A 17406-nucleotide genomic window follows, 5' to 3' on the forward strand; every position below is an offset into this window, starting at 1 on the left:
GGTCGAGGCCGCGCCGTTCTTCGCCAGCACCCGGTCGGGATAGGCGATGAAGTCGCCGCCTTTGCCCAGAACCGCCCGGTGCGCCGCGCGGCCGATGTCGAAGGTCTTGCTGTCCTTGCTCTGATGCTCGGGGTTCAGCCGCGGGTGAGCCGTCCAGGCGTGGCGCGGGCTGCGGTTCAGGAGCAGCCCGGCCAGCGTTGAGGACAGAGACGGTGCGGCACAAGGATCAGCGTGGTATTCTTCCACGCTGATGTCATGGATGTCGGGGCCCAAGGCCTTGGCGGGTGCCGCGTACCCGCTGGCGAACAGGTCTTTCGTGATGGCGTTCATGAGTTGCTCCTATTCGGCCACGATGGAGCCAAGCTCCGGGTGCTGCAGGCGTTCGAGGATGTCCTTCTCGATCGCCCAGACTGTCGTGGTGCCGACCATCAGCTTGACCTGCTCGCGGTCGAGGTAGAACTGGCCGACCTTGATGCGGTCCAGCGTGGCGCGGCGGTTGAGGTGGACATCATCGACGTGGAACTGGGCGGGCACGTCCTCCAGACACAGATCGCCCGGGTAGAGGTCGATGCGGGTTTTCATCACTGCGCCCTCGCGATGAGGGACAGGCCCCGGTGCGCGGTGGCGGGCACGTACTCAATGCCCGTCCACACCTGGAGGTCGGTCGGCGCCGCAGTCAGCTTGCGGGCCTTCCAGATCGCTTCGCCCGCATCCTTGGCCACGACCTTGATCCAGCCGTACTTCGACTGTATCCGGAACGAGTTCAGGCCGGGAGCGTCGAGCGGCTTGTCGCAGAAGTTCAGGTGGCCGGTCATCGCGTCACCCCCGCAACTGCAGCCGCACACTCGGTGGCGAAGCCTGCGCAGGCGCCCGGCATCACCGCCTTGGCGATGGCGACACCGATGGCGCCGTAGAACAGCGCTCTGGCCACTGCAAAGAGAGCCAGCCAATGCCAAATGAAGGTGTTCTCGATCGGCTCGCGTTGCGCGCCGTACTTGTGGTCCATCTGTTCTTCGAATGATGCTTGGTCGTGCATGGGGTTCTCCGATGCTGATGCTCGGGATGGGCCGCCTGTAAGGTGCCCGCACCGGAACATCAGGGTCACTTGCTGATGGCGCCGTCGTGGTCTTCGTCGCGGAAGTTGGCGGCGGTGAGCGTGTAGGGGGCGCTGTCGTCCAGTCGCGCCCAGATGAAGGCGATGATGACCGCGAGGCACACGGCGATCAGGATGTAGGCGATGATGGTGAGCATCGTGCCCTCACCAGAACTTGCGCAGGCAGCCATCGAAGGCGCGCTGACCGAAGACGTAGACGGCGGCCTTCTTATCGCTGTCGCTGGCGTAGATCGGCGGGGCCATGGCGGAGTCGACGAGGGCATTGGCAGCGTCCCTGAAGGTGAGTCCGCTCTCAGCCGCGATCTGGTACAGTTCCGAAGGACGGGCGCCGATCTGGCGGGCCACCATGGTGGCTGCCGCAGCATCCGCGAAGGTGTCGCAGTAGTCTGCAACGGTGGTCGCGGCAGCACTCAAGGGGAGCGAAGCAAGGGCGGCCAAGGCGAGGTAGGCTTTCATGTGGGTGGTCCTTCATCTGGGGTGAGCAGCAGGCTCGTGGGGCGCTGCTGATGAGATAAAGGTAATGGGGAAATTCCCTACTTAAATAATATTAGGGGAAACTTCCCCAAAAAAAGTCTGCCTCATTGATTCGGGCGTGCTATACTGCCCCTGCCAGCGCCAGGCAGTGGCGCGCATCAGGAGGCCTCCGCGATGACCAGAAATGAAGAAGCCCCGCGCGGGGCAGGGCTGTCTCAGGACAAAGATGCGTGGGTGTCAGATCTTAAGATCACCGACGATGAAGCGATGTCGCTCATCGTGCTCAGTCTGGCCACTGAACGTCATGAGCTTGCTCTTGCGCGCGGCATCTTGAGCCGCTTGGTTGAGCATCAACTGCCCCTCGTCTTTGGCATACTCAATGGCAATCCGGGCGACCTTCTGGACGTTGTCCCAGTTCCTGCAAGCGGCGCATCCTGCATCGCGGCTGTCCATATCCGGTTCTCCCAAGAAGGTTATCGGCGTCTTGCAGAAGCCGCAAAGGATCGCGTGGCTGGTACCGTTGATCGTAATGTCGATGGCGTCATCAGTCATTGGATTCTCCATCATTAAAGGTTGTCAAAGATCGGATGATGGGGCGGCGCCGGGGGCTGAGTCCAGCTTCCGGCGCCTTGAGCCAGCACCAAGCCCTGGCGCATGAAAAAGCCTCCGCAGTTGTTCAACTACGGAGGCTTCCCCATGAGGGTGTGCGTTTCCCCTCACGCTGAGCGAACGAAGGGGTTCAGTTGATGTTCCATCAAGCTTGATTTCAGACGGCCCCGCCGTGAGTGCGCACTGCGGGGCCTGCGATCAGATCGCAACATATCAACTTGTGCGTGTCTCGAATGTTCCGGCACTTGCGTCTTGGCGCGGGCGTCGGCCATAACGCGCCGCATGAAGATCATGCACACTGAAACGACGTTCACCATGACCATGAAAGAGTGGTCGAGCACCTATCAATTGGACGAGCTGCCGAAGTGGCTGGAGTTCTATCGCAAGCAGCGCGAGGACTTTCCGAAGGCAGGAAAGGTCTATGATGCGACAATTGAAGGTCTGGAAGCGTTGGTGCGGAAGTCGAGTATGCCAGCATAAGAAAGGGCCCGCCGATGAAGGCGGGTCAACTGTCCTACGGACGGTAGCGTCAGCTACTGGTTCTCCTGCTTATCGTCGCCAGGCACCGCTGGGTTCATCACGTCAAACTCCTTAGGGGAGTGAGCAGTGCCATGGTGGTCGCCCTGACCGTTTTGCCGGTTAGGTGGATCTGTGGCAGGATTGTCTTGCTTCGGCTGTTCCTGAGACATTTTTTGGTCCTCCTGTAGGTCAACACGCTTTAGAGAACGTTGTTCCCGCTGGAGCAGGCGCCCCATTATCTATTGCTGTGTTTTGGAGACGCTTCTTTTCCTGTGGCATAAAGCCGTGCGACAGTCTGGTGGTGCACTTTGGCATTCTTGGCTTTCCGACCGGATTTTTGTCCGCACTGACCGGAGGGGCGACCGCTTTGCCCTCAGTACAAGCACGCATCCGTTTTCGAACCGGTACTCACGCTCACCGTTTGCTCGGAGGTGCTGCTTGGGAACTTCGTCTATATGCCTTTCAGGCGCTGTAGGTTCGACTGCGCAGCCTAACAATACTAGCAGTGGCAGCATGATCATATTTCGTGTTGCCCAGCGCACCCTCATATTTTTTGAACGTTGTTCTTGCCACATCAGCGGCAAGAATAGTCGAACACATACCGCTCATCCCCGCCCGGCCTGCCGATGCCGACTGAGCAGACGCGCCCAAGGCTGAGGAGGTAATTGCGAGCAGCCCCTCGATACTCACTCTCGGGATCATCGACGCCATCAGCCATCAGCGCGACCTCCAACTGGCCACGGCGATCGGCAATGTACCAAGCGTTCCCTTTGTAGAAATGTTCGTCTGCCGTGCCGAAGTCTGAGACTGGAGGGGTGGCGCAACCACCTAGGATTAGCAGTCCCATCAGTACGTATTTCATTCTGCTCTCACCTTTTCAGCCGCTTCCTTCAGCGCCTCGGTCACATTAGCCACCACATCTTATCAAAGTTCGATTCGCCCACAAGAAAGTGCGATCAACCGTACTTTTGACGGGTGGCGGATGGTCAATGTTCCGCTTACGTTCTTTATGTACATGTCAGTAAGGGGTGAGGGATGAATGACAGGCAGCGCTTCAAGGCAGCATCGGACATGCTTTCTTCCGCAACATTCACTTCGGTTGCTCTCCGGCTGCGACTTCTTCCTGACTTGCGAGATACTCGATATAACCTTCTAGAAGGTGGCGGCGGTCGGGAGATAGATGATCCCACAGAGCCATAATGCGCTGCTTACCAGTGCTGGCGCCGCCTTGCATCTCAATCGTTGCAGTCCCTTCGCCAAGGTCAATTATGTGATCAACTGTCATTCCCATGGCAGCAGCCAAGGCCTTAGCAGTCGACACTTTGGGGGATGATCGTTTTCGAAACAGATCGCGAACCGCTGTTTCACCCATGCCGGCAGCCCTGGATAGCGGAGCAGGCTTCCAGCCGGTGAGTTCCATTGCAACTCCGAGGCCGCGAACGAAGGGGTCAAGATCAGGCTCGCACATGTGGGGAAGTTGCCCCATAAGTAATTCAAGGCATATAGGGAAGTTTCCCTTTTTCCTAAATGGGGAAATTTCCCTGTCGTAGAGCTATGGAAAAAGCTCGCCTCCGAAATTCAAAGTCATGCCAGTGCGCAGGGTGTCACACCGCAGAAGTTTCTTCGCGATGTGATCGGATCGAGCTGCAACACGTGGCAAAAGTGGCAGGATGGAGAGTCCAGCCAAATCATGGCCGTTGCTGATCGCATTCTCGCTCACATTGCTCAAAATCCACCCATTAAGACGTCGGAGAGCGCAGCGTGAAGACTGCGCTCTCCATACTCGTTGCTCTTGGTCACTCGTTACACAGCGACCCAAAGCACAGGTGTAATTAGTATGTCGCCCGTGAAGTTTTCCGATCGTCGCGAGACGCTGAGCTATCGCCAGCATTTGGCGCAAGTCTGGCAGCGCTTTGTTGTCCAGAATTTCGACAGTCCGGCCCATGCCGCCCACGTCTTCAAGGTCGATGCCTCGACTGCGGAGAAGTGGTTCTGGGGGCTGAACGCGCCCTCAGGCCGGGTCGTTGGAAAAGCCATCTCCGACCCGCAATTGCGTGATGCCGCGCTCACCTTACTGACGGGACACTGATCAGAAGAACTCTCATGGCTTTCTACCGCGTCCAGATCCTGGCCGCGATCCACCTCGGCACGTTCGGGGAATGGTGGGCTGCTCGCGCAGCTCATCGGCTTGGAAAACTTTCCGGAGAACTTTCTGACGGGCGCTGCCATGACCAGCGCGTCTGACACGGGAGCCTTGATCAAGGTTGAGGCGGGCATTTCCGTGATCCACATCCCTCTGTCCGAGGTGCATGGCCTGCGCATGGCGCTTGCTGAGTGCCCCTGCCGGGCCACCAAATCCACCGCAACAGCAGACATCAGGCAGCGTCTGGCAAAGGCCCATGGAAAGGTCGGAGCATGAAGATCGTCCGCCTCACGCTTGAGTGGGTCCGCATGTTGGATCTGTCGCAGAACAGCCGCCTGCACTGGCGCAAGAAGCCCCGCTTGGTAAAGAACCAGAAGGGCATGGCCACGGCGGTTGCCTACCACGAGTGCTTGCACCGCGCGAAGGGTCTGGTCCCGACCACGGGTGACATCCTGGTGACGCTGACGTGCTGCCCACCGAGCGGGACCGTCTATCCCGACGACGACAACTTCATCACGGCACAGAAGGGTGCACTCGACGCCATCGCAGCTGTGCTGGGTGTCGATGACACCCGCGACTAGGTACCCATAGTCGCCGACTATACCCGGATCGACCAGCAGCAAAAGCCTTCAAATGCCACTGCAAGTTGATTTAACGGAAGCGCCGGGCGCCAAGATATTGCAGGCCATGCGCACCGCTTTTGAGATCATCTTCTACTGCGGCCACCGGGGCGTCATCGTCCTGCCGGAATGGAGGCACCGCGACCGGATCCTGCCCCGCGTCCGGTGCGCCAGTTGCTGCCGTCTCGGTGCTGAGAACTTGGTTGTGCTGCGGGAGACAGGGCCTGATGGGTACCGGAACCCGGATGATCTGACGTGGTATTAACGGCTGGAGGCTGCTAGGCAATATGCTTCCTGCCGCCGGTACTTCAGTAATCAGCCTTAAGCCTATTGCTAAGGCAAAGGCATCATGTTTTCTACATAGCTGCTCGACAGCCAGTCTGATAAATCCATGCCTGTGAGCTTTGCAGCTTCTTCGATTTCAGGTTTGAAAAGCTTATCTAACTGCGCTCGCACGTCGCAAGGTATGGTCGTTCTCGCCTCAGACACGCTGGCAGCCACGTCAACGTAAGATGGCTGCATGACGCTGCTCACTGCAGCATCGACACCGAGGAACTGCTCAACCTGCGCCAGAGACCCAGACGGTTCTGACCAGAGTGAGTCCACACGCAGAAAAAGCACTTGGTGGCGCGGGAAGTTCTGCAGCAGGACCCGGATCTGCGATGCGTAGCAGCTGCGCTCGACATAAGAATAGATACGAGCCGCGCTCGGCGTTTCCTTAACACGGTCCCGCCCAAGAGGTGAAACGGCGTCTTCGAATGAGAGCGTGTCCCAGCCGCGGCGCGTTTCCATCCGCCAATGCGAGTGGGCGCGGAACGTTGGGTGCCGTAAGCTGACGATCAGTTTAGCTTGATGATTGTACGCTCGGAGCCGAGAGAGCGAGTTTGGCCAGTACAGATAAATGGGCGTGGCTTCTCCGCGTAGTACATCGGGTATCGTCCAGTCGTACTGAAGCTGCAGCTGCTCGTGATCAGGGTCCGACCAAGCAATATCCTCATTATCAAAATGATGAACTTCTTTGGTGCGCGCCATTTGAATTTGTGGGTGCGTTCTCAAATAGCGGTCAAGCGCGGTGGTTCCTCCCTTCTGCGTACCGACAATGAAGAAATCAACTTTTGAGCTCATGTTGCTGCCCGCTTGATGAAGCTTTGCGAAGTGTATTGCATGTCACGCTTTGGGCGGAAAGGTAGGGTAGGCGACGAGGCTCTAGGCGACCAAACCAATCAACGGGTGGAAGCTTCACCGGGTGAAGACCTCGTCCACAGTCAAGCGATCAAGCTCGAAATTGTACCGGCTAATCTTCGCAAGAGCCATTCCCGTTCGCCAGGCGCGAGCGCGGCAGCATTGAGATTTGCCCTATATAGGATGACGGCCTGCTGTGCCGCTGTGAGTTCTTCTCATATTGCTTCGGTGGAGCTTTTCTTTCCACCCATTCACGCCTCCGCTTTTGAAACTGTATCGCACAGGGTTTTTGATGGAGGGCTAATCGTCTCGCTCTGACATCGGCGGCAGACGGTGGGTCTTGCTGTGCAGTTGGATGGGTGCGGCATAGGATACGCGCAGATGATGAAAACCGCGCTGGAAGAGGTCAGGGCGAGGGGGCGGTCATGGTGTCGGGTGAGATGCGAGGGGCGTATCCTTGTGGCGGCGCTGGCCTTGTTAAGCGGGCTGCGGGATCATCATTACGTCCGCCTCGGTGTGATCTTCCTTCAGCGATAGGGCGTGTCATGATGCGGCTTTCTTGGTGCTGGCGCTGAGTTGGACCGCGGCCTCGCGGTTATTACTCAGGCGGCACTTCAGGATGCGCTCTGTCTCAGGGTCAATCTTCAGACGGCTCAGGGCGATCTCAAGCGCGCGGGGTGCCTCACGGCGATAGACCGGATCATCATCACGTCTCTCCTGTCTGAAATACAGCAAGCGTGACGCAATGTGCTGTTTTACACATTCTCGCTTTGATCTCGGTTTGTCCTGTAAATTTTGCGGAGCAAGAGATTGAAAAATTAGCTTTTCGTCAAAACCTAAATCTAGTGCGTCTGCCAATTTCGCCACACCCGCCCAACATGTTCAAGACATCCGCCTCTCCAGCTTCCGCCTTGATTGTCGCCGCAACGGAAACTCCCGCACAAACCCGGATGCGCACAGCAACGCGACGGTAGATAAATCTCCTACGGAGAGCCATTAATCGAGAAGAGCAACCGGTTGAGAGTTCGTGCCGCGCAATTGTCCTGTCAGGGCAGAACCTGTCGTGCGGGGGGATCAGAGGGAGGAGACAGCCCCCGCAGGACGCCGGGAATATAGTCGGGCAGATCGTCCGCTATCAGGCCGGGACCAAAGCCACGAGCAGCGAGAGCATGAACCAGCACCGCCGCCCCCGCCGCCTCCAGCACCGGAAAGCGTCGAGCCGCCAGACCAACCATAAGACCTGCCAGAACATCGCCAGCCCCCGCTGTTGCAAGCCAAGGCAGATCGTTTGCCGAATGGACCAGTGCCGTCCCGTCCGGCGCCGCGATGACGGTGTCGGGTCCTTTCAGCAGAACCAAGGCGCCCGCGCGTGTCGCAGCCTTGCGCACCGCATCAAGGCGCGAAAAGGCAGGCCCTTGCTTCACCGGCGCCGAAAGCTGCTCCAAAAGGTCTGGAAACAGCCGCGCAAACTCTCCTGCATGAGGGGTCAGAATGCAGGCGGAATGAAGGTCATCAAAAGGTTGAGCACGCGCCGCCAAGGCGGTGATTGCATCCGCATCCAGTATGGTCGGGATGTTCGTTTCCAGAACGGCTGGCAGCAGCGCTTTGGCACGCTCGATCCCGCAGCCCGGCCCGATGCAGATCGCGGACACGCGCTTGTCCGCAAGGACCCTGCGCAAAGCTGCCGCATCATCGACCGGGCGTTTCATCAGGGCGTCGGGTGGACCTGCATGTTCGGGCAGTGCGGCCGTCGTGGGACAAAGGGTGACAAGGCCGCTTCCGACCCGTAGGGCGGCCCGTGCCGACAGTCGTGCCGCACCCCCTTGTGCAGAGCCGCCGGACACGATGACCGCGTGGCCGTGATCGAACTTGTGGCCTTGCCGTTTTTCCAGATTGGCACCTTGGACCAGCAGGTTCGCGGGGCCGGGGGGCGAGCCGGTCAGCCCGATATCGGCCACGACAACCTTCCCGCACAGCGAGGGCCCTTCGGCCAGCAAATGACCCGGTCGAAGGCGATGAAATGTGACGGTCAGGTCGACCGCCCGCAGGAGGGTTCGATCGCCGACCACTCGGCCGCTGTCGGCGCAAAGGCCACTGGGAATGTCCACGGCCACCATTCTGGGGGCCCGCCTCAGGCTGGACAAGGCAGGGGCATGGGTATCGATCGGCCGGCTCAGCCCAATCCCGAACAGTGCGTCGATGGCCAGGTCCGCCGACTTGTCCTGCTGCCGGGACAGCACCGGCCTGACTGCAGACCACAGGTCATGCTGCCGGCGGGCGTCAGGCGGCAGCGCTTCCCGCTGCCCCATCAGCGTCACCTCGACATCCCAACCTTGTTTTGTCAGCAGTCGGGCAACAACAAAGCCGTCTCCGCCGTTGTTGCCCGGACCGCACAGGATGATCGCACGGCCCGGCGTGGTTTGCAGTTCCGGCCATTGGGCCAAGATCGCGTCAACAACAGCATGGCCGGCACGTTCCATGAGCGTCTCGCCGGTGGCGCTCCCTTCGGCAATGGCCTTTGCCTCCATGGCGCGTATTTGTGCGCTGCCAAGAATTTCCGTGCCTGTCAGCATCATGATTGCCCTTAAAATGTGCATCCTGATTAATATAAAGGCAGTTGGAAGCAGCGAGACGGATCTCCTGCACCAAGATGGGACTGCCTCATTTACGTCCTCCATCAAACGCGCCAATCAGGCGTCAAGGCAAGCCGCGAGGAAGGATCTGGAGCGATGAAGAAGATCGAGGCCATCATCAAGCCGTTCAAGCTGGACGATGTCAAAGAAGCGCTGCAAGAGGTGGGTGTCCAGGGTCTTTCCGTGACCGAAGTCAAGGGCTTCGGCCGCCAGAAGGGGCATACCGAACTGTATCGTGGCGCTGAGTATGTCGTCGACTTCCTGCCCAAGGTTAAGATCGAGATGGTCTTGCCCGACGACCAGGTCGATGCGGCCATCGAGGCCATCGTCGGCGCCGCCCGCACCGAAAAGATCGGTGACGGCAAGATTTTCGTGCTGCCTGTCGAACAGGCGATTCGCATCCGTACCGGTGAAACCGGCGACGACGCGGTCTGATCGCAGCGCAATTCCGAAGAACAGGACTCCCGCACCCGGCCGCCCCGGCCGCCGGGTTGCTACCATGAAGAAAGGGAAGAGATGGAAATCAAGGATGTCTTGAAGCTGATCGAGGACGAAGACGTCGCTTATGTCGACGTTCGCTTCACCGATCCCAAAGGCAAGCTTCAGCATGTGACCCTGGACCGCGATCTGGTCGACGAGGACTTCTTCGAGGAAGGCTTCATGTTCGACGGCAGCTCGATCGCGGGCTGGAAATCGATCGACCAGTCGGACATGAAACTGATCCCCGACCCGGCATCGGTTTATATCGATCCGTTCTATGCCGAAAAGACGCTCTGCGTGCACTGCAACGTAGCCGAGCCCGACACGGGCGAAGCCTATAGCCGCGATCCCCGCGGAACCGCCGCCAAGGCCGAGGCCTACCTCAAGTCCACGGGTATCGGCGACACCGCATATTTCGGCCCCGAGGCCGAGTTCTTCCTGTTCGACGACGTCCGCTATTCCGTGACGCCGCAGAAGGTGTCGTTCCAGATCGACGCCGTTGACGCCGCTTGGAACACCGACACCGAATACGAAATGGGCAACACCGCCCACCGCGCCGCACACAAGGGCGGCTATTTCCCCGTGAATCCGATCGATGCGGCTCAGGACATTCGCGGCGAGATGCTGTCCACGATGAAGCGCATGGGCATGAAGGTCGACAAGCACCACCACGAGGTTGCCTCGGCGCAGCACGAACTGGGGCTGATCTTTGGTGGCTTGGTCGAGCAGGCCGACAACATCCAGAAATACAAGTACGTCATCCACAACGTCGCCCATGCCTATGGCAAGTCGGTGACTTTCATGCCCAAGCCCATGAAGGGCGACAACGGGTCGGGGATGCACGTCAACATGTCGATCTGGAAGGACGGCAAGCCGCTGTTCGCCGGCGACAAATACGCCGACCTGTCCCAGGAAGCGCTGTATTTCATCGGCGGCATCCTGAAGCATGCCAAGGCGCTGAACGCCCTGACCAATCCGGCGACCAACAGCTACAAGCGCCTGATCCCCGGCTTCGAGGCTCCGGTTCTGCGCGCCTATTCGGCCCGCAACCGCAGTGGCTGCGTCCGCATTCCGTGGACCGAATCGCCCAAGGCCAAGCGCGTCGAGGCCCGCTTCCCGGATCCGGCGGCGAACCCTTACCTAGCGTTCGCGGCGCTGCTGATGGCCGGTCTGGACGGCATCAAGAACAAGATCGATCCGGGCCCCGCGTCGGACAAGGACCTTTACGACCTGCCGCCGGAAGAACTGGCCGAAATCCCGACCGTCTGCGGTTCGCTGCGCGAGGCGCTCGAAGAGCTGGACAAGGACATGGACTTCCTGCTGGCGGGCGACGTGTTCACCCGCGATCAGCTGGAATCCTATATCGCGCTGAAGTGGGAAGAGGTTTATGCCTATGAGCATACGCCCCACCCGATCGAATACGCGATGTATTACAGCTGCTGATCACGATCCCGGATCATTGAAAAGGGCGGCCTTCCGGGGCCGCCCTTCTTCGTGATTATCACTCGGCTGCCAGGCCCGTGGCAAAGGGATAGTCGACGTATCCCTTGGCGCCACCCTGATAGAAGGTCGCAGGATCCTGCTCGTTCAGGGGCAGGCCACGGCGAACCCGCTCGGGCAGGTCGGGCGTCGCAATGAAGTCGCGCCCAAAGGCCACGGCATCGGCACGACCATCATCCAGCAGCGCCTTGGCGGTTTCGACGGTCAGGCCCTCGTTGGCGATCACGTGGCCGCCAAAGGCGTCACGGATGTCGCCCATCAGGCTGTCTGCGGCAGGATATTCGCGCAGGCAAAGGAAGGCGACGCCGCGGCGACCCATCTGGCGCGCGACATGGGTAAACAGCGCACGCGGATCGCTGTCGCCCATGTCATGGCTGTCTCCGCGGGGCGCGAGGTGCACGCCAACCCGGTCGGCGCCCCACACGCTGATGACGGCATCCACGATCTCTTCCAGAAGACGGCCACGGCTCTCGATGCTGCCTCCGTACTGATCGGTGCGCGTGTTGCTGCGATGCTGCAGGAACTGATCGATCAGGTAACCGTTGGCGGCATGAATCTCGACCCCGTCGAAGCCGGCATGGCGCGCGTTCTCGGCGCCCTTGCGATACGCTTCGATGATGTCCGCGATCTCGTCCGTCTCAAGGGCACGAGGCGTGACATAAGGGCGTTTGGGGCGCAGCAGGCTGACATGTCCGCCCGGCTGGATGGCCGAAGGGGCCACCGGGGTCTGTCCGTCCAGCAATTGCGGATCCGAAATCCGGCCCACATGCCACAGCTGCAGAAAGATCAGGCCGTCACGTTCATGCACGGCGCGCGTCACCTCGGCCCAGCCTGCCACCTGCTCCTCGTTCCAGATGCCCGGCGTGGCTTCATAGCCAACCCCCATCGGGGTCACGCTGGTCGCTTCGGAGAGGATCATCCCTGCACCCGAGCGTTGGGCATAATACTCGACCATCATCTCGTTGGGCACCCGCGCCTCGCCTGCACGGCTCCGCGTCAACGGTGCCATCACGATACGGTTCTTCAGGGTAACAGCGCCCAGAGACAGGGGTTTGAACATCGAAGGCATGGGGCCTCCTTTCATGGTTGTTGCGTCAAGGCACAGCTGTAGATCGCGCGGCAGTATTTCAAGCACCAGGCTTCTTCGGCAGCGACTTTCACGTTACTGCCAGTTCGTCGCATTTCGAACCAGATTTGGCGCTGGCCAGCTTTCCAAGAACGACATCTGGAGGTATTCGAAATCATGGATATCGTGCTTCTGACGACCTTCACCGCCTTTCTGTTCCTGCTGATCGCCGCGGCCGAACCCTTGGCCGCGCGCCTGTCCCTGCCGTTCAGCGTGGTGGTGGCCGCTATCGGCATCGTGATCGGCGGGGGCGCGGTGTTTTTGCTGCGGACGGAACTGACCGACACGCTGAACCCGATCGCCGAAAGCATCCTGGGCCTGCCGATCCGTTCCTCGGTCTTTCTTTATGTCTTTCTCCCCACGCTGATCTTCCAGGCCACACTCGAGATGAACATCCGGCGGATGCTGGATGACTGGGTGCCGATCCTGACGCTGGCGGTGGTGGCGGTCGTTGTGGCGACGCTGACCATCGGCTTCGCGCTGTCCTGGATCGGCGGTCTGCCAATCATGGTGGGCCTGCTGATCGGGGCGATCGTGTCCACCACCGACCCTTCGGCCGTTGTCAGCATCTTCCGGTCGCTGTCGGCGCCGCGACGGCTGGCCCGGATCATCGAGGGCGAGAGCCTCTTGAACGACGCGGCCGCCATCGCCCTGTTCGGCCTGTTCATGGGCTATGTGATGCTGGGCGTGCCGAACCCGAGCCTGAGCGAGGCGATGGGCCAGTTCCCTGGCCTGATCCTTGGGGGGGTTCTGGCCGGCTGGCTGACCGCGCGCCTGGCGCTGATGCTGATGGGGCTCTTTTCGCGCTTTGAGACCGCGCAGATATCGGTTTCAGTCGCGGTGCCATATCTGGCCTATGTGAGCGCGGAACAGCTGCTGGGGGCTTCGGGTGTCATCGCGGTCGTGGCGGCGGGCCTTACGTTGAACTTCATGGGCCGCGGTCGGCTGGCGCCCGCGTTCTGGGTCAACCTGCGCGAGGTCTGGGGCCTTCTGGCCCATTGGGCGGGAGCCATGATCTTCATCCTTGCTGCGCTGCTGATCCCGCGCCTCCTGGGCGAGGTGCGGCTGAGCGACCTGGTTCTTGTCGGCATCGTGGTTTTGGCAGCCTTTGTGGCGCGGGCGATCATCCTGTTCCTTCTGCTGCCCCTGCTGACCGGGCTGCGGCTGTCGCCGCGGATCCAGCGCCCTTATCGGATCGCGATCATGTGGGGGGGCTTGCGCGGAGCGGTCACCCTGGCGCTGGCCTTGGCCGTGACCGAGAACCTTCGCGTGCCCGTGGAAACAAAACGCGTCGTCGGCATCCTTGCCACAGGATTCACACTGTTCACCCTGATCGTGCAGGGCACGACGTTGCGCGGCGTCATCAGCCTTCTGGGCCTCGACAAGCTGTCGCCGCTGGATCGGGCGCTGTCGAACCAGGTTGTTGCCGTGGCGCTGCAAAGCGTACGCGAAGGCGTGGCTTCGGCGACCGAGAACTATGACCTGACACGCGAAACGGTCCGAAGCGAGGCCAAGCGCTTTGGCGCCCGCCTCGACGAGGCCATCGAACGGGCCGAGGCCGAGGACAATGCCGAAATTCTCGACCGCGATCGCATCACCCTGGGCCTGATCGCACTGGCCGGTCACGAACGCGAGGTGATCGTGCAGCGTTTCCGGGAACGTGCGCTGTCGGCGCGTTTGTCGGAACAAGCATTGTTCGATGCCGATCGCCTGATCGAAGGGGCGCGCTCGGGCGGTCGCACCGGCTATCAGCGTGCGGCGCGCAGCAGCCTGCGCTATGGGCCGGCCTTCCGGTTCGCCGCGTTCCTGCGCAACCGGCTCGGCCTGTCCGGCATGCTGGCCCGAATGACCGCCGACCGCTTCGAGATGCTTCTGGGTAAGCGTTTGATCCTGCGGGACCTTCACGCCTTCATCGACCGCCGCATCCGTCGCATCCACGGGCGCCGCGTGGCCGAACTGTTGCACGAACTGCTGAACCGCCGGATCGAGGCGGCCGAAACGGCGCTGGAGGGCCTGCGCCTGCAATATCCGGGCTATGCCGAGGAACTGGAACGTCGCTTCATTCGCCGCACCGCGCTGCGGCTTGAGGAGCGCGAATATGCGGCCATGCGGGAGGACGGCCTGATCGGCGCCGAGGTGCATACCGAGTTGATGGCCGATATCGGGCGCAGGCGCCAGCAGACCGAAAGCCGTCCGAAGCTGGACCTAGCCCTCAGCAAGAACGACCTTGTCCGCCAGTTTCCGCTCTTTGCCGATCTGGACGATGCCGAACTGAAGCGCCTCAGCCGCGAGGTTCGCACCCGTTATTTCAACGCCGGCACGATCATCACACGCAAGGATACGCCAGCCCGGACGGTGTATTTCGTGGCCTCCGGCGCGGTCGAGCAAGAGGTCGCGGGCCAGACCACCCGCCTCGGCCGCGGCGAGATGTTCGGCCAGATGGGTGTCCTGACCAGCCGCATCCGCCGGACCGAGGTGCGCGCCATCACGCCGACCAGCCTGCTGCTGCTGGACGAGACAGGGTTTCGCCGCCTGCTGAAACGCTCGCCCGCGCTGCGCGGGGCGGTGCGGGACAGCATCGTCGGCAAGGGTTCTTCGGCAGAAGCGTTGAAACTTCCCGAACTGCGATTGGACGCTCCGCTTGGCGAGGCGCAGCCAAGCAGCTAGAAAGGCCTTTCCGACCACGATCCCACAGGTAATTCGCATGGACAGCGCCGCCCGCATCTCCCGCCAGATCGCCGCCGAGATTGCGGCCAGCCCCGCACAGGTGACAGCCGCCGCAGCGCTTCTGGACGGGGGCGCGACGGTGCCCTTTGTCGCGCGTTACCGCAAGGAGGCAACCGGTGGCCTCGACGACACGCAGCTGCGCACCCTGGCCGAGCGCCTTGCCTATCTGCGGGAGATGGAGGCCCGTCGCGGCGCCATCCTTTCCTCGATCCGCGATCAGGGCAAGCTGACGGACGATCTGGCCCGCGCCATCGCCGGGGCCGATACAAAGGCGGCGCTGGAGGATATCTATCTGCCCTTCAAGCCCAAGCGCCGCACCAGGGCGATGATCGCCCGCGAGAACGGGCTGGAGCCGCTGTTGCGGTCCATCCAGGCCAATCCTTCCGCCGATCCGGCCGTTCTTGCGCCGCGGTATATGGGGGAGGCCATCGACACGCCAAAGGCTGCCCTGGAAGGTGCCCGCGACATCCTGGTCGAGGAACTGTCCGAAAACGCCGAAGTTCTGGGAAGCCTTCGCGACTTCATGCGCCGCGAGGCCCGTATCTCGGCCAGGGTGGTGTCGGGCAAGGAAGAGGCCGGCGCCAAGTTCAGCGACTATTTCGCCCATCAGGAGGCATGGGCCGATATTCCCGGCCATCGTGCGCTGGCAATCCTGCGCGCGGCCAAGGAAGAGGTCGTGACCATCGACATTTCTCCCGAGCCAGAGGCCGGCGTCGCACGGGCCGAGGGGATCGTGGCGCGGGGGCTTGGTCCAGTGGGGCAGGGACCGGGTACAGACTGGCTGCGGGGGGTGGCGGGCTGGTGCTGGCGCGTCCGTTTGTCGAACACGATGTATATCGACCTGCTGACCGAGTTGCGCAAGCGCGCCCATGACGAAGCGATCCACGTCTTTGCCCGCAACCTGCGTGACCTTCTGCTTGCGGCACCTGCAGGGCCACGGGCGACGCTTGGCCTTGACCCGGGTATCCGCACCGGCTGCAAGATCGCGGTTGTTGATGCGACGGGCAAGGTGCTGGAGACCGCCACGATCTATCCCTTTCAGCCCAAGAACGACCTTCGCGGGGCCGAGGCCACGCTGCTGGCGCTGATCGCGCGGCATGGAGTGGACCTGATCGCCATTGGCAACGGCACCGCCAGCCGCGAGACCGAGCGTCTGGTTGCCGAAACGCTGAAGCAGCTGCCCAAGGGCGTCAAGGCGCCCACCAAGGTGATCGTTTCCGAAGCCGGAGCTTCTGTTTATTCGGCTTCGGAACTGGCGGCAAAGGAATTCCCTGACCTGGATGTTTCGCTGCGTGGGGCGGTGTCGATCGCCCGGCGCCTGCAGGACCCGCTGGCGGAACTGGTCAAGGTGCCGCCCCAGTCGATTGGCGTCGGCCAGTATCAGCATGACGTGGACCAGAGGCAGCTTGCCAAGACGCTGGAGGCGGTGGTCGAGGACGCGGTGAATGCGGTGGGCGTGGACCTGAACACGGCCTCGGCGCCGCTGCTGGCCCATGTTGCGGGGCTGGGGCCGTCACTGGCGCAGGCCATCGTGGCTCATCGCAACACCGCAGGCGCCTTCCGGACGCGTGCCAGCCTGAAGAAGGTCGCGGGCCTCGGGCCCCGCGCGTTCGAACAGTGCGCCGGGTTCCTGCGCATCCGTGACGGGGACGAGCCTTTGGACGCTTCGGCCGTTCACCCCGAAACCTATGGGCTGGCCCGCAAGATCGTCGCTGCCTGCGGGCGCGACCTGCGGGCGGTGATGGGTGACGCGGGCGCGCTGAAGCGTCTGAAGGCCGAAGATTTCGTGACGGGCGATTTCGGCCTGCCAACCGTTCGCGACATTTTGGGAGAGCTTGAAAAGCCCGGTCGCGACCCGCGTCCCGGTTTCGTCACCGCCAGCTTTGCCGAAGGTGTGGAAGACATCAAGGACCTGCGTCCCGGCATGCAGCTTGAAGGAACGGTGACCAATGTCGCGGCCTTTGGTGCCTTTGTCGATATCGGCGTACACCAGGACGGTTTGGTTCATGTCAGCCAATTGGCCGATCGCTTCGTGAAGGACCCACACGAGGTGGTCAAGGCAGGCGACGTGGTCAAGGTCCGGGTGACCGAGGTCGATGTCGCCCGCAAGCGCATCGGCCTGACCATGCGCAAGGACGGCGCGATGCCCGAGCCGCGTGGCCCGCGGCCGGACAAACCTTCCAAGACACAAGCGTCCCAGGCCGCACCGAAGGGTGCCGCGTCTCAGGGCGCTTTCGGATCGGCCTTGGCCGATGCGTTGCGGCGGCGGTGAAGGAGGC

At 61.5% G+C, this 17406-nt stretch carries 20 protein-coding genes and 1 pseudogene; 8 read left to right on the top strand and 13 right to left on the bottom strand.

Translation table 11 applies throughout. The features are described from left to right. The 7 genes and pseudogenes from ACLHHB_RS05370 to ACLHHB_RS05400 all read right to left on the bottom strand — a co-directional run. A pseudogene (locus ACLHHB_RS05370) lies at positions 1-330 on the bottom strand (hypothetical protein); the annotation flags it as partial. Positions 331-339: 9 nt separating this feature from the next. Next, entirely contained in the window at positions 340-582 is a 243-nt protein-coding gene (locus ACLHHB_RS05375) for a hypothetical protein (protein ID WP_410217258.1), read from the bottom strand. Then, on the bottom strand, positions 582-815 hold the full coding sequence (locus ACLHHB_RS05380; RefSeq protein ID WP_410217259.1) for a hypothetical protein: 234 nt from the start codon (positions 813-815) through the stop codon (positions 582-584). The genes ACLHHB_RS05375 and ACLHHB_RS05380 overlap by 1 nt, the downstream gene beginning before the upstream one ends. Next, positions 812-1036, bottom strand: a complete 225-nt coding sequence (locus ACLHHB_RS05385) for a hypothetical protein (RefSeq protein ID WP_410217260.1) — start codon at positions 1034-1036, stop codon at positions 812-814. The genes ACLHHB_RS05380 and ACLHHB_RS05385 overlap by 4 nt, the downstream gene beginning before the upstream one ends. A gap of 65 nt (positions 1037-1101) precedes the next feature. Further along, complete coding sequence (locus ACLHHB_RS05390; protein ID WP_410217261.1) at positions 1102-1251, bottom strand: hypothetical protein; 150 nt, start codon at positions 1249-1251, stop codon at positions 1102-1104. 7 nt (positions 1252-1258) lie between these two features. Continuing rightward, a complete protein-coding gene (locus ACLHHB_RS05395; protein ID WP_410217262.1) occupies positions 1259-1570 on the bottom strand; it encodes a hypothetical protein in 312 nt (103 codons plus the stop codon). 255 nt (positions 1571-1825) lie between these two features. After that, complete coding sequence (locus tag ACLHHB_RS05400) at positions 1826-2140, bottom strand: hypothetical protein (protein WP_410217263.1); 315 nt, start codon at positions 2138-2140, stop codon at positions 1826-1828. 372 nt (positions 2141-2512) lie between these two features. Between ACLHHB_RS05400 and ACLHHB_RS05405 the strand changes: the two genes are divergently transcribed. Next, positions 2513-2677 carry a hypothetical protein gene (locus ACLHHB_RS05405; RefSeq protein ID WP_410217264.1) on the top strand — a complete coding sequence of 55 codons (165 nt, stop codon included), beginning with the start codon at positions 2513-2515 and terminating at the stop codon, positions 2675-2677. Between the two features lie 613 nt (positions 2678-3290). On the opposite strand, the gene ACLHHB_RS05410 is transcribed toward ACLHHB_RS05405, so the two are convergent. Further along, positions 3291-3578 (bottom strand): hypothetical protein, encoded by a 288-nt coding sequence (locus ACLHHB_RS05410; RefSeq protein ID WP_410217265.1) that lies wholly within the window; start codon positions 3576-3578, stop codon positions 3291-3293. A 228-nt stretch (positions 3579-3806) separates the two neighbouring features. Beyond that, positions 3807-4136 carry a helix-turn-helix domain-containing protein gene (locus ACLHHB_RS05415; RefSeq protein WP_410217266.1) on the bottom strand — a complete coding sequence of 110 codons (330 nt, stop codon included), beginning with the start codon at positions 4134-4136 and terminating at the stop codon, positions 3807-3809. A 417-nt stretch (positions 4137-4553) separates the two neighbouring features. Between ACLHHB_RS05415 and ACLHHB_RS05420 the strand changes: the two genes are divergently transcribed. The 3 genes from ACLHHB_RS05420 to ACLHHB_RS05430 all read left to right on the top strand — a co-directional run bounded on the left by ACLHHB_RS05420 (position 4554) and on the right by ACLHHB_RS05430 (position 5440). Further along, positions 4554-4805, top strand: a complete 252-nt coding sequence (locus tag ACLHHB_RS05420) for a hypothetical protein (protein WP_410217267.1) — start codon at positions 4554-4556, stop codon at positions 4803-4805. A 14-nt stretch (positions 4806-4819) separates the two neighbouring features. Next, positions 4820-4960 (top strand): hypothetical protein, encoded by a 141-nt coding sequence (locus ACLHHB_RS05425; protein ID WP_410217268.1) that lies wholly within the window; start codon positions 4820-4822, stop codon positions 4958-4960. 171 nt (positions 4961-5131) lie between these two features. Continuing rightward, a complete protein-coding gene (locus ACLHHB_RS05430) occupies positions 5132-5440 on the top strand; it encodes a hypothetical protein (RefSeq protein WP_410217269.1) in 309 nt (102 codons plus the stop codon). Positions 5441-5812: 372 nt separating this feature from the next. Here the strand turns inward: ACLHHB_RS05430 and ACLHHB_RS05435 are convergent, their stop codons facing one another. The 3 genes from ACLHHB_RS05435 to ACLHHB_RS05445 form a co-directional block, all read right to left on the bottom strand. After that, complete coding sequence (locus ACLHHB_RS05435) at positions 5813-6604, bottom strand: sulfotransferase (RefSeq protein WP_410217270.1); 792 nt, start codon at positions 6602-6604, stop codon at positions 5813-5815. A gap of 600 nt (positions 6605-7204) precedes the next feature. Further along, positions 7205-7528, bottom strand: coding sequence for a hypothetical protein (locus tag ACLHHB_RS05440; protein ID WP_410217271.1), 324 nt, complete (start codon positions 7526-7528; stop codon positions 7205-7207). Positions 7529-7707: 179 nt separating this feature from the next. After that, a complete protein-coding gene (locus ACLHHB_RS05445) occupies positions 7708-9237 on the bottom strand; it encodes an NAD(P)H-hydrate dehydratase (RefSeq protein ID WP_410217272.1) in 1530 nt (509 codons plus the stop codon). 153 nt (positions 9238-9390) lie between these two features. Between ACLHHB_RS05445 and ACLHHB_RS05450 the strand changes: the two genes are divergently transcribed. Beyond that, complete coding sequence (locus tag ACLHHB_RS05450) at positions 9391-9729, top strand: P-II family nitrogen regulator (RefSeq protein ID WP_265499432.1); 339 nt, start codon at positions 9391-9393, stop codon at positions 9727-9729. A gap of 81 nt (positions 9730-9810) precedes the next feature. Beyond that, complete coding sequence (gene glnA / locus ACLHHB_RS05455; protein WP_410217273.1) at positions 9811-11217, top strand: type I glutamate--ammonia ligase; 1407 nt, start codon at positions 9811-9813, stop codon at positions 11215-11217. Between the two features lie 58 nt (positions 11218-11275). Here glnA and ACLHHB_RS05460 read toward each other — a convergent pair whose 3' ends face one another. Continuing rightward, on the bottom strand, positions 11276-12343 hold the full coding sequence (locus ACLHHB_RS05460; protein WP_410217274.1) for an alkene reductase: 1068 nt from the start codon (positions 12341-12343) through the stop codon (positions 11276-11278). Positions 12344-12517: 174 nt separating this feature from the next. Here ACLHHB_RS05460 and ACLHHB_RS05465 point away from each other — a divergent pair, with 174 nt between their 5' ends. Both ACLHHB_RS05465 and ACLHHB_RS05470 read left to right on the top strand, forming a co-directional pair. After that, positions 12518-15067 carry a cation:proton antiporter gene (locus ACLHHB_RS05465; protein WP_410217275.1) on the top strand — a complete coding sequence of 850 codons (2550 nt, stop codon included), beginning with the start codon at positions 12518-12520 and terminating at the stop codon, positions 15065-15067. A gap of 37 nt (positions 15068-15104) precedes the next feature. Further along, positions 15105-17399, top strand: coding sequence for a Tex family protein (locus tag ACLHHB_RS05470; protein WP_410217276.1), 2295 nt, complete (start codon positions 15105-15107; stop codon positions 17397-17399). Positions 17400-17406: the final 7 nt, after the last annotated feature.

This window comes from Paracoccus sp. (in: a-proteobacteria) (assembly GCF_046462195.1).
In the GTDB taxonomy this organism is placed as follows: domain Bacteria; phylum Pseudomonadota; class Alphaproteobacteria; order Rhodobacterales; family Rhodobacteraceae; genus Paracoccus.

Excerpts from the sequence above, each read along its gene's own strand:
- ACLHHB_RS05375 (WP_410217258.1), bottom strand. The coding sequence starts at position 582 with ATGAAAACCCGCATCGACCTCTACCCGGGCGATCTGTGTCTGGAGGAC.
- ACLHHB_RS05380 (WP_410217259.1), bottom strand. The coding sequence starts at position 815 with ATGACCGGCCACCTGAACTTCTGCGACAAGCCGCTCGACGCTCCCGGC.
- ACLHHB_RS05385 (WP_410217260.1), bottom strand. The coding sequence starts at position 1,036 with ATGCACGACCAAGCATCATTCGAAGAACAGATGGACCACAAGTACGGC.
- ACLHHB_RS05390 (WP_410217261.1), bottom strand. The coding sequence starts at position 1,251 with ATGCTCACCATCATCGCCTACATCCTGATCGCCGTGTGCCTCGCGGTC.
- ACLHHB_RS05395 (WP_410217262.1), bottom strand. The coding sequence starts at position 1,570 with ATGAAAGCCTACCTCGCCTTGGCCGCCCTTGCTTCGCTCCCCTTGAGT.
- ACLHHB_RS05400 (WP_410217263.1), bottom strand. The coding sequence starts at position 2,140 with ATGACTGATGACGCCATCGACATTACGATCAACGGTACCAGCCACGCG.
- ACLHHB_RS05405 (WP_410217264.1), top strand. The coding sequence starts at position 2,513 with ATGACCATGAAAGAGTGGTCGAGCACCTATCAATTGGACGAGCTGCCG.
- ACLHHB_RS05410 (WP_410217265.1), bottom strand. The coding sequence starts at position 3,578 with ATGAAATACGTACTGATGGGACTGCTAATCCTAGGTGGTTGCGCCACC.
- ACLHHB_RS05415 (WP_410217266.1), bottom strand. The coding sequence starts at position 4,136 with ATGGAACTCACCGGCTGGAAGCCTGCTCCGCTATCCAGGGCTGCCGGC.
- ACLHHB_RS05420 (WP_410217267.1), top strand. The coding sequence starts at position 4,554 with ATGTCGCCCGTGAAGTTTTCCGATCGTCGCGAGACGCTGAGCTATCGC.
- ACLHHB_RS05425 (WP_410217268.1), top strand. The coding sequence starts at position 4,820 with ATGGCTTTCTACCGCGTCCAGATCCTGGCCGCGATCCACCTCGGCACG.
- ACLHHB_RS05430 (WP_410217269.1), top strand. The coding sequence starts at position 5,132 with ATGAAGATCGTCCGCCTCACGCTTGAGTGGGTCCGCATGTTGGATCTG.
- ACLHHB_RS05435 (WP_410217270.1), bottom strand. The coding sequence starts at position 6,604 with ATGAGCTCAAAAGTTGATTTCTTCATTGTCGGTACGCAGAAGGGAGGA.
- ACLHHB_RS05445 (WP_410217272.1), bottom strand. The coding sequence starts at position 9,237 with ATGATGCTGACAGGCACGGAAATTCTTGGCAGCGCACAAATACGCGCC.
- ACLHHB_RS05450 (WP_265499432.1), top strand. The coding sequence starts at position 9,391 with ATGAAGAAGATCGAGGCCATCATCAAGCCGTTCAAGCTGGACGATGTC.
- glnA (WP_410217273.1), top strand. The coding sequence starts at position 9,811 with ATGGAAATCAAGGATGTCTTGAAGCTGATCGAGGACGAAGACGTCGCT.
- ACLHHB_RS05460 (WP_410217274.1), bottom strand. The coding sequence starts at position 12,343 with ATGCCTTCGATGTTCAAACCCCTGTCTCTGGGCGCTGTTACCCTGAAG.
- ACLHHB_RS05465 (WP_410217275.1), top strand. The coding sequence starts at position 12,518 with ATGGATATCGTGCTTCTGACGACCTTCACCGCCTTTCTGTTCCTGCTG.
- ACLHHB_RS05470 (WP_410217276.1), top strand. The coding sequence starts at position 15,105 with ATGGACAGCGCCGCCCGCATCTCCCGCCAGATCGCCGCCGAGATTGCG.